Below are 9,921 nucleotides of genomic sequence, written 5' to 3' on the forward strand. Positions count from 1 at the left end.
ACAGTTTTGGAGGGAATTCTATGAACATAGCATGGAAAGAAATGAAGAAAAACAAAGCCAAATTCCTTATATTAGGTTCGATCGTGTTTTTAATTAGCTTACTCACGTTTATTATTTCAGGTTTAGCTAACGGATTGTCTGATGATAACGCGTCACTTATTAAAGATTTACCTGAAGGACAATTTTATATGAGTGACGATGCGGAGCAAACATATAATTTATCAAGTATAGCTAACGAAACACAGGAAAGCATTCTTTCCGAGCATTCAAATAGCGTTGCCTTTTCCATCCAAAGAGGGTTTGTGAACGATGATGCAGACAAACAACATGGCGTTGTGTTTATGACATCGACAGCTTCGGACCTTTTCGAAAATGTTAAAAAAGGAGAAATTATCCTCGACAATTCATTAAAAGAGGACGGTATTGAGGCTGGTGATACGTTAACAAATAACCAATTCGATTGCGAGTTTGTCGTCAAAGGATTTGTTAACCAAAAAAAATATAGCCATTCTCCGGTAGCTTACATCCATACAGAAGATTACAAACAAATGTATCGCACAGAAGAAATGCAACTTCTCTTTCTTCCAGATGCTGATGATTCCTTATCACTTAGTGGATTAGAGTCATTTTCTAATAAAACATTTCTTCAAACGATTCCTAGCTATAGCGCCGAACAGATGTCGTTAAATATGATTGTCTGGTTTTTAGTTGTCATTAGCGGTATGTTATTTGCGATTTTCTTCTACATGATGAATGTACAAAAAATCGGCCTGTATGGCATCTTAAAAGCAATTGGAGTAAAGACAAGCACGCTTTTTAAAATGATGTGGACACAGATGTTTGTTATTACATCGGCTTCACTTCTATTGTCTATTTTATTAAGTCAACTATTTAATCGCATTGCACCTGATGGTATGCCATTTAGTTTATCAATCATAACTACTATACAATTAACGCTCGTCTTCTTTGTCATTGGATTTATTGGCGCCACCGTTTCTGGATTACAAATACGAAAAGTCGGTCCACTACAAGCCATTCAACAAGGAGATGTATAAAATGGGTATATTCGAAATTAAAGATGTTCGTAAATCATTTATAAATGGAGAAGTCGAAGAAGAGATTTTAAAAGGCGTTAATCTTTCTCTTCAAGAAGGAGAAGTGACCGCATTAGTTGGAGCGTCTGGTTCTGGTAAAAGTACGCTACTTACTATTGCAGCAGGACTCCAACCCGCATCTGATGGGCAAATCGTTTTTAAGGGTAAAGATATTGCTGCCTTAAATCAGGAGCAAATACGCCAAATTCGCGCCAAAGATTTTGGGTTTGTTTTTCAATCGTCACATTTGGTTCCTTTTCTTACCGTTGAAGAACAATTGTTATTAATGCTAGATGTTTCTGAAACAATCTTAAACAAGCAAGAACAAAAAAATGAAATAAATAAGATTTTAAAGATTATAGATCTTGAGCAAAGAAAAAAAGCTTATCCTTCTTCTTTATCAGGCGGAGAGAAACAACGCGTGGCAATCGCGCGTGCAATCATTCACCAACCTAAAATACTTTTTGCTGATGAACCTACTGCAAACTTAGACTCTAAACGTTCTAAAGAAGTAATGAAGCTCATTCGCGAGTTAACCAAAACACTTGGCTTTACAACATTAGTCGTGACACATGATGAAGAAATGCTCACTTATGTAGATCACATCATTAAAATGAAAGATGGCATCGTAATGGAACAAGAGGTCTAGTCTTGTCCCGTTACGTATTGTCCATTGCGATACTCATGTTCCATCATTGCTATGAACATATCACAGCCTCTATAATCGAATTAAACAAAATAGATGGAGCATGATTTCTCTGTACTTTACGTTGAATTACCCTTCCACTTTCCGTATCAACATTCGTTATTGTTGTTCGTGAAAGTATGACACGAATTCTTATTTATCGCCATCATCACAAACTCTAGAAGCTGACCAGTAATGGGCGCCCTTCAAAACCTGGCAGAAAGTCAAATTACCCAGTGGCGTACAAAATTTTATAATATTAGCAAAGCGATTCCATTTATATCATACTAGGTAATTTCGTCATCAGAGGACGACTATCAGGATATATTAAAGGATAATGGGACAGACATTTTGTTTCTTTTAATTACTAGAGAGAGATAGACTTTTTTAAAAAGATACTAGCATGCTTTGTTTATCAAGATGACAGACTAGTATCTTAGTTTTTTTGTTTGTACTTACTTCTGAAATTCTTCTCTAGTTACTACAGGATTTTCATCATAAGAAACCCAATCACTATAGCTTCCCGCATACAGCTTCACATTTTGATAGCCTGCCATTTTCAAAGCAATATAATTAGGGGTAGCAGTCACTCCGGATCCGCAATAAACAATAATTGGCTGGTGCGGATCCAATTCTGAAAAACGCTTTTTCTGCTCTTCCTTATTTTTAAAGGAACCTTGCTCTAAAGCGTCTGTCCAACATTTATTTATCGCACCCGGAATATGGCCTGCTTTTTTATCTATTGGTTCTACTTCTCCTACATACCTTTCCTTGGCACGTGAATCTATTAAGATAGTAGACTTACTCTTTTCGGTAACTATGCCCTTCACTTCATCATAACTAGCTAACATATCTTGCTGCACAACTGGATTAAATGTAGAGGCTTCTGAAACAGGAATTTCACTTGTTGTCGTATAGCCTACCTCAACCCACCCTTTAAATCCTTCGTTTAGTATATATACATTTTCATGTCCAATATACGTAAGTAACCACCAAAATCGACTTGCATATTGGCATTCCCCACTGTCATAAACAACTACCGTCTTTGTATGATCTATTCCAAAATTCTCAATTTCTCGTTTAAATTGATCAATATTTGGAAGCGGATGCCTTCCCCCATGCTTTGAAACAGGGGCAGATAATTGCTTTTCCAAATCAAAATAAAAGGCACCAGGAATATGGCTTTGATGATATAGCTCAGCACCTTTATCGGAATCACCCAATTCAAATCGACAGTCCACAATTTTTACTTGTTCATTCTGCAATTGTTGTACTAACCATTCTTTTGTCACAGCAACATCCATTTTATCAACCACCTATTCTCTATACTTATTTTTATATCGACACTTATGAAAAGTTCATTCTCATTACTAGCGTTTTTGTCTAATCTTACTTTAATTTTATCACAAATCAACACTTTGACGTACACCCACACTTACATAAAATCACCCTGTTAAAGGTCTATAATTTTGTTCATCTGTCTCTCTCGTTTATAATGAGTAAGCAGGACAAAACATTAGGGGTGAAAACAAAATGAAATTATGGAACTCATATAAAAATTCTTCTTTTATACTAAAAATGACAATTGGTTTCGTATTAGGTATTCTTGTTGGCGTCATAGTTGGCCCGCCAGCTGAGGTATTAAAGCCACTCGGTACCATATTAATAAATTTATTAAGTATGATCGCAACACCGGTTGTCTTTTTAACTGTCGTACTTGCAGTCAATAAAATGAATCCGAAAGAATTAGGAAGAACAGGCGGAAAGTTGATTCTTTATTACGGAACAACTACAGCGGCTGCAGTTTTAATTGGTCTCGGCTTAGCATTATGGATTAACCCTGGTGAATCATTATCGTTACCTAGTGTATCTGTTGATGAACCAGCAAATCCAAGCTTCTCAGACGTACTTTTAAATATTGTACCAAGCAACTTATTCACTGCTTTTAGTAGCGGTAATTTAATGGCGATTTTATTTATTGCTATCATTGTTGGATTCACGATTTCCAATATGAATTTTTCTAATGATGAAAAAATGAAACGTTATGGCGCTTATTTGCAAGAACTATTTGAAGCAGGAGATGCATTATTTTTTAAAATATTAAGCGGGATTCTTCTTTATGCTCCAATTGGAATCTTTGCCATTGCTGCTTCTACCTTTGGAACACAAGGTTGGGGTACATTTACCTCATTACTTAAATTTACTGGTGTCTTCTATCTTGGAATTATTTTGCTTTGGGCATTTATTTACACTGGTATACTTCGAATTTTCAAAGTGCCCGTTCGACATTTTTACGCTCAAACGAGAGAAGCTTTTACTACCGCATTCTTCACATCTAGTAGTATTGCCACATTACCAGTTGCGATGGAAAGCGCTAAAAAGGCTGGTATTTCAGACAAAATTGTCAATTTCAGCTTGCCATTAGGGGCTGTCTTTAACTCCGATGGTGGTGCACTTCGAATGGGAGCTTCAATTGTGTTCGCAGCAAATGTAACAGGAGCTAACTTTTCTCTCATGGACCTTGTTACAATTGTTATTGTGGGGACACTTCTTTCGATTGGAACAGCCGGCATTCCAGCAGCGGGACTTGTTACCTTAGCCGCCGTCTTAACACTTTTTGACCTTCCTCTAGAAATTGTTGCACTAATAGCAGGGGTTGATGCCTTAATCGGAATGGGCGGTACCGCATCGAATGTCGTAGGAGATATTATCGGGGCAGCAGTAGTGGATAAATCAGAAAAGAAAGCTACACATGCTAGTCAGTTGGCTGTGGATAGTGAATAATAATTATAAAGAGTTTAGGTGACAACACTGGGATTTTTACATGATGAAAGTTGTAGATTTACAGAAAAACCACAAGGGATCAACTTGTTTAAAGATTTCTTGTGGTTTATTCATTTATATATCCACTGCTGCTTGTTATTGCATATTGCTGTCTTCAGTCGTTCTTATTAAGTCTACTTTAGATGTATCTTCATTCTTAGCAGCATCACTTTTCTGGTTCAATATCTAATGTCACCTAGACGATCAGCAACAACAGCTGTAAGTATAGTTGTCTGAATATAGGGTTCACCCTCCTCGTGGACACTTGTTTATATTGAGTGCCCCAACCCATCCATCCAAACTATGACTGCTACCCGATTATTTTCTCTTATACGGTAATATTTCAAAGAATTTACTTCTAAAAATATTATGAAAATAAACAAAACACAGGTCCTTCCACCTATTGCCAACTATATCGTTTGGCGATATAATAATCGCATAATATAACGTGAGGCGATATAACGTAACAGACGAAAAAAAATTTATGGAGTTGATTTTAATGCCACAACACAACCAATACCCCCTCTTTCTGAATCAACTTATTATTTATTGCTTTCGCTATTAACTCCTATGCACGGTTATGGAATCATGAATAATGTCAAAAAATTAACGAATGGCCGTCTAAATCTTGCTCCCGGAACACTATACGGTGCAATTAGTATTCTGCTTGAAAAGAATTGGATCCAACTTAATTCCTTTAATAAAGACAAAAGAAGAAAAGAATATATATTGACTGATTCTGGTAAGGATGCATTAAAGGAAGAAATAAATAGATTGAAAGAGCTTTATAATAATGGCTTAAAAGTTAGTGAGGGGGATCATTGATGACAGTTAAGATAAAAAGAAGTATCTTAAAGAGAATATTCATCGATTTTGAAAAAGAAGAAGCGTGGTTAAATAGCATGTGTAGTAAAGGATTGGCTTTAAGTAAAATTTCCAATGGACACTACATATTTGAAGAATGTGAATCCGACGAATATATTTATCGAATTGATTTTCTTAAACAAGAAATAATTAATAACAAGGAAAAATCAGCATATATTGATTTTATGGGAGAAATAGATATTGAAAATATTAAAACAAAAACGAGGTCGAAATATTTCAGAAGAAAATCTGCTTTAGGTGAATTCAACATATACTCAGATATTAATTCAAAAATCAAGTATTACCAAAGTATTAATTTCATATGGAATATTCTTTTCTTCATGTGTATTTTACCGATTTGGTATGATAGTCTTACGTTAATTACAAGTATTTTCTTTGACACAGGAACAGATGGATACACGTCGGAATATATGAGAATGACAATTTATTTAGATATTGGTCTTGTAATCATTGGTCTATTCTTTTTCAGAAAATCATTACCATTGAGAAAGAAAATTAAAGAATTGAAAAAAGAACAAAATTTATTTGATTAAATGGTTAGATAAAACGCTATTTAATCAAATAAAACCTTTTACAACAATACATTCCTTTTTGAAAGACTGATAGATGATAACCAAGAATAGCCAAGAGATATTAGCCGCAGCACCTTCTCTTGTAAACCCTCAGAGAAGTCAAATTCGGTATCTATTACTTTTTTTCCTTAATTGACCTCCTTTCAGTTATATTGATATTGACACTCAATTTATTTTTTTCTTTTATTCAGATAACTAATCCCACCAAAGCATCAAATTCAAATCAAAAGACATTAGATAAAGCTAGCCCAATGTTGATAGATGCTTTGGTCATCCCCAAAAGTGCATAGAACTATATTTAATTTCCCATAAACATTTTTGCTTTTAATAATAATATTAGATACTATTTCCTGATATATTTCATATTAGTTTTATGAAACTTCTTTCTTATTAATTGATTTGTTGTTAAAGTTGGTAAAAAAAATAGTGTAGCTAAGAAGATTCCAGAAAGTTAAACGTTCCTGTTCCTACATAGATATACCCATGTAATACATATATAATGGTTAATCCAAATAAAAATGAGGTATTGTCTCTTAATTTAATTTTTATTTGATTGCTATCATCTCCATAAAATAAAGTAAATTTCTTATTTGTTAAATGGAAGTAAATTCCTACAAGTAACAAAGCAACCAATAATACTTTTAACCCATGAACTTCACCAAATAATTCAAACGCAATAACCCCTCCTACTATTAATAATAACATTAACAAATTTGAATATCCCATAATTGAAGTTAATTTATAACTCTTTAGGATTTCTTCTTTTTCATCAGGGAATTTATTTCTTAAAATGGTTTGTTCGTTAGCAAGATCTTTAATCAAGTCATTAACTTCTTTACTTGAAAGTAAGTCTTCATCTATTGTTTTATCTTTATATATAATAAGGCTCATTTTTTTATAAATATTTAATTCAATAGTTATATTAACCAGCATAAAGATCACTTCTATAAGTATTAAGTACTCTAACTTTAGGTATATAAGTTCACTAATAGCAAGGAAATTAATTATTAGCACTATGACTCTAATTAAAAAGTCAATCAATGACAATTTCTTAATCGGCTTAAGATTCGTTTGATTCGATATTTCAATCATAGAAGTAGTAAATAAAATTAAAATAAAAGGTGTAAAAAACCATATTGCAACAATATCTATCATTTCAAATTTGTATATTAGAAATATTACACTAAAATTATTAATATAAAAAAGAATGTTAAAGAAGATTAATTTTTTAATATTATTATTCATTACCTGTAAATATGGTTGGCTGAATATAGATATCACCCTCCTCGTGGACACTTGTTCATATCGGATATCCTTTACTATTGGATTTGGACAGGAACCACCTGTACTTCCATTGTAAAGGATTTTTTGTTCTACGGACATTTAATTTTTGAACATTCTTAGTATTTTGAATCATCTGATTTAATTAATGCAATACTAGTGGTTCTCAGCATTAAAAATAAAGGCTAAAAAAATAAACATCGGAATAATAATGAGTCTATTAATTTCAATAACACTTAAAATAAACACAAACCTTTCTCGCTTTTGAACATTTTGATTCGTCGATAGATAATGTCCTCCTTCATGCAAAGATAGATTATGGTCAAAAACTGCCTTCAAATCAAAACTTCGGATTCTAAATTGTATTTTTAAGGGGATGATAAGAATGTCTATTAGATCCTAAAATTTGAACTTCTTCTAATTCCAAATCAATCTCATTTAAGAATAACATATTACGTAATGCATCATGTTCCTTAATATGTAAAATTATTTTCTTACCTCTGGAAATTAAATTCTAACAATTACTTCGATAATTAATGCTATAAGAGCGGTTAAAGTTAATAAATAAACACCAAATATTATCATTACTCTTTTCCCTTTTTTTTCGTTCAAAAATCCCCATACGACAAAATCAAACTTCTCAAAAACGATATCGTTGTTACAATATCAAGATCTGCCTATTATTTTATTAATATTTGGCAATCATTTTATCACGACCAAAACTAAATATATGCTCGAATATACTTTTTCAATTCATTCGGAGTTTTGAAGTTGTTGTAAATCTGATGTATTTGTCCGTTATTTAAAAACAAAATCTCATCCGCTAGTTCTTGCGCGATATCTAGTTGATGAGTGGAAACAACGATCGTTTTACCATCTTCTTTCACTTCCTTCAAAACATCGGTTATGACTTCCGCCGTAATAAAGTCAATAGCTGCAAATGGTTCGTCCATTAATATGTATTCGTAATCTAATAGTAAGCCAATGATTAACACGAGTTTCTGTTTTGTTCCTAAAGAATAGATAGATATGCGCTCTTTCTTAAAATCCGTCATTTTTAATTTTTTAAGTAATTCATCAAATTTTTCAATCTTTAATTGTTTATCTTTCAAAGAAAAGATGAGTTGCGTAAATTCAAGTCCAGTCAGGTTTTGATAAAAATGCATTTCATCTTGAATATAAAGTAACTTATCCTTGAGAATTTCCTTATCTAACGGAAAATTACTATTCAAAAAGCCACTTAAACAATTAAACAGCGTTGTCTTACCTGCTCCATTTACACCTAACAAGCAATAAATCTTTGCACTTTCCAAATTAAATGAAACCTTATCCAATACATTCTTCTCATTGTCATAAGCAAACGTTAATTGATTCACCTCTAACATATTCCCACCCCTTAATTCGTTCTAAATTTCTTATAATCTTTAAAAATAAACAAATGGAAACAGTACAGCAACGTTAACATTCCTAACACCAACATTTGAAATAACAAAAAATTCTCTATTGTGCTATTAAATGTCTGCACTAGAATGATTAAAAATACCAAGATCAGTCCGGCATTCACATAATATAGAATTTGATTTTGACTATTCATTTTATTTGACTCCTTCACTATCCAAAGACTCCATGTTTTTGCAAATAGATTGCATTGGATATAATTGAATAAAAATATTAATGCTAATGTATATTCATTCAAAATTAGGACTGTAATAATAAATATTGCATAAATAACTGTTATTTTCGGAAACACAAATGCTTCTAAAAGCTTCACTTTCACATGAATTATTTCGGACTTTGGCAATACGATATGGTAACCTTTCACAACATCAAAATCACTTTCCGAACTTGTAAAATGCTTATTTCCAATAGAAATAAGCCCCATTAAAATCATATGGCCAATCAGAAACATAAAATAAAATTTCACTATAAAAGTATCGTTCTCGCTTATTTCCGAAATCATAAGGAAAAAGAAAGTCATCATTCCAAAAATAACAAGATGATTTAATCCCAGAACAAATAGCATCACTTTGCTATTTCTCATTATATGTTTAATATCTTTTTCAAATAAGAGTTTTTGAATTTTTGACAAAAAAATGCCATAAACTTTCCAATGTATTTTCTCTAACATAGTTGTTTTCAATTCAAAACTCAGGTCTCGATTATGAAACAAAACATTTAAATTTAATCGATTTATTATTAATTTTAATACAATCGAAATTATAGCAATGACAAATACCGTATTGAAAATATATAATGAATTAATACTAAGCTGTGCATACTCTGTGTTACCTAAAAAAGCCTCTAGCATTTCCAATAATAATATTGTGCCAAATAGAATAGATAAGGATCCGCAAATCGTAAAAATAAGAAGGAGGCTAACTTGCAATATTTGCAGAGGTAATCGCTTCAATGTATTCACACAATAACGAATTAATATTGATACATAGATCTGGAGATTAATTATAAATACGATAGAAATCATTAATATCATAAGAACAAAATAACCTGAATTATTCATACTTCCTAATTAAGTCATGTTTGAAATCAAAATCAAATATTTTCTTGTTCCATTGAAAAAGTC

At 32.3% G+C, this 9,921-nt stretch carries 9 protein-coding genes; 5 read left to right on the top strand and 4 right to left on the bottom strand.

Going from position 1 to position 9,921, the window contains the following annotated elements; all coding sequences use genetic code 11:
- The first annotated feature begins 20 nt into the window (after positions 1 to 20).
- Together ACH6CY_RS02875 and ACH6CY_RS02880 are read left to right on the top strand one after the other, a co-directional pair.
- Complete coding sequence (locus ACH6CY_RS02875) at positions 21 to 1,055, top strand: FtsX-like permease family protein (RefSeq protein WP_374065726.1); 1,035 nt, start codon at positions 21 to 23, stop codon at positions 1,053 to 1,055.
- 1 nt (position 1,056) lies between these two features.
- A complete protein-coding gene (locus tag ACH6CY_RS02880) occupies positions 1,057 to 1,743 on the top strand; it encodes an ABC transporter ATP-binding protein (protein WP_374065727.1) in 687 nt (228 codons plus the stop codon).
- A gap of 491 nt (positions 1,744 to 2,234) precedes the next feature.
- Here ACH6CY_RS02880 and ACH6CY_RS02885 read toward each other — a convergent pair whose 3' ends face one another.
- The gene (locus ACH6CY_RS02885) at positions 2,235 to 3,083 is read right to left on the bottom strand and encodes a sulfurtransferase (RefSeq protein WP_374065728.1); all 849 of its coding nucleotides are present in this window, start codon (positions 3,081 to 3,083) and stop codon (positions 2,235 to 2,237) included.
- A 229-nt stretch (positions 3,084 to 3,312) separates the two neighbouring features.
- On the opposite strand from ACH6CY_RS02885, the gene ACH6CY_RS02890 reads away from it, so the two are divergent.
- The 3 genes from ACH6CY_RS02890 (at position 3,313) to ACH6CY_RS02900 (ending at position 6,020) form a co-directional block, all read left to right on the top strand.
- Positions 3,313 to 4,563 carry a dicarboxylate/amino acid:cation symporter gene (locus ACH6CY_RS02890; protein ID WP_374065729.1) on the top strand — a complete coding sequence of 417 codons (1,251 nt, stop codon included), beginning with the start codon at positions 3,313 to 3,315 and terminating at the stop codon, positions 4,561 to 4,563.
- 519 nt (positions 4,564 to 5,082) lie between these two features.
- Positions 5,083 to 5,427 carry a PadR family transcriptional regulator gene (locus ACH6CY_RS02895; protein ID WP_374065747.1) on the top strand — a complete coding sequence of 115 codons (345 nt, stop codon included), beginning with the start codon at positions 5,083 to 5,085 and terminating at the stop codon, positions 5,425 to 5,427.
- Positions 5,427 to 6,020: a DUF2812 domain-containing protein gene (locus ACH6CY_RS02900; protein ID WP_374065730.1), complete on the top strand. Its 594-nt coding sequence runs from the start codon at positions 5,427 to 5,429 to the stop codon at positions 6,018 to 6,020. Before ACH6CY_RS02895 ends, ACH6CY_RS02900 begins: the two co-directional genes overlap by 1 nt.
- Positions 6,021 to 6,491: 471 nt before the next feature.
- On the opposite strand, the gene ACH6CY_RS02905 is transcribed toward ACH6CY_RS02900, so the two are convergent.
- From ACH6CY_RS02905 to ACH6CY_RS02915, 3 genes are all read right to left on the bottom strand, one after another.
- Complete coding sequence (locus ACH6CY_RS02905) at positions 6,492 to 7,442, bottom strand: hypothetical protein (protein ID WP_374065731.1); 951 nt, start codon at positions 7,440 to 7,442, stop codon at positions 6,492 to 6,494.
- A 620-nt stretch (positions 7,443 to 8,062) separates the two neighbouring features.
- Positions 8,063 to 8,725, bottom strand: a complete 663-nt coding sequence (locus ACH6CY_RS02910; RefSeq protein ID WP_374065732.1) for an ATP-binding cassette domain-containing protein — start codon at positions 8,723 to 8,725, stop codon at positions 8,063 to 8,065.
- A gap of 11 nt (positions 8,726 to 8,736) precedes the next feature.
- Positions 8,737 to 9,381, bottom strand: coding sequence for a hypothetical protein (locus tag ACH6CY_RS02915; RefSeq protein WP_374065733.1), 645 nt, complete (start codon positions 9,379 to 9,381; stop codon positions 8,737 to 8,739).
- Between the last annotated feature and the right edge of the window lie 540 nt (positions 9,382 to 9,921).

Source organism: Paraliobacillus sp. JSM ZJ581 (assembly GCF_044383835.1).
In the GTDB taxonomy this organism is placed as follows: Bacteria; Bacillota; Bacilli; order Bacillales; family Amphibacillaceae; genus Paraliobacillus.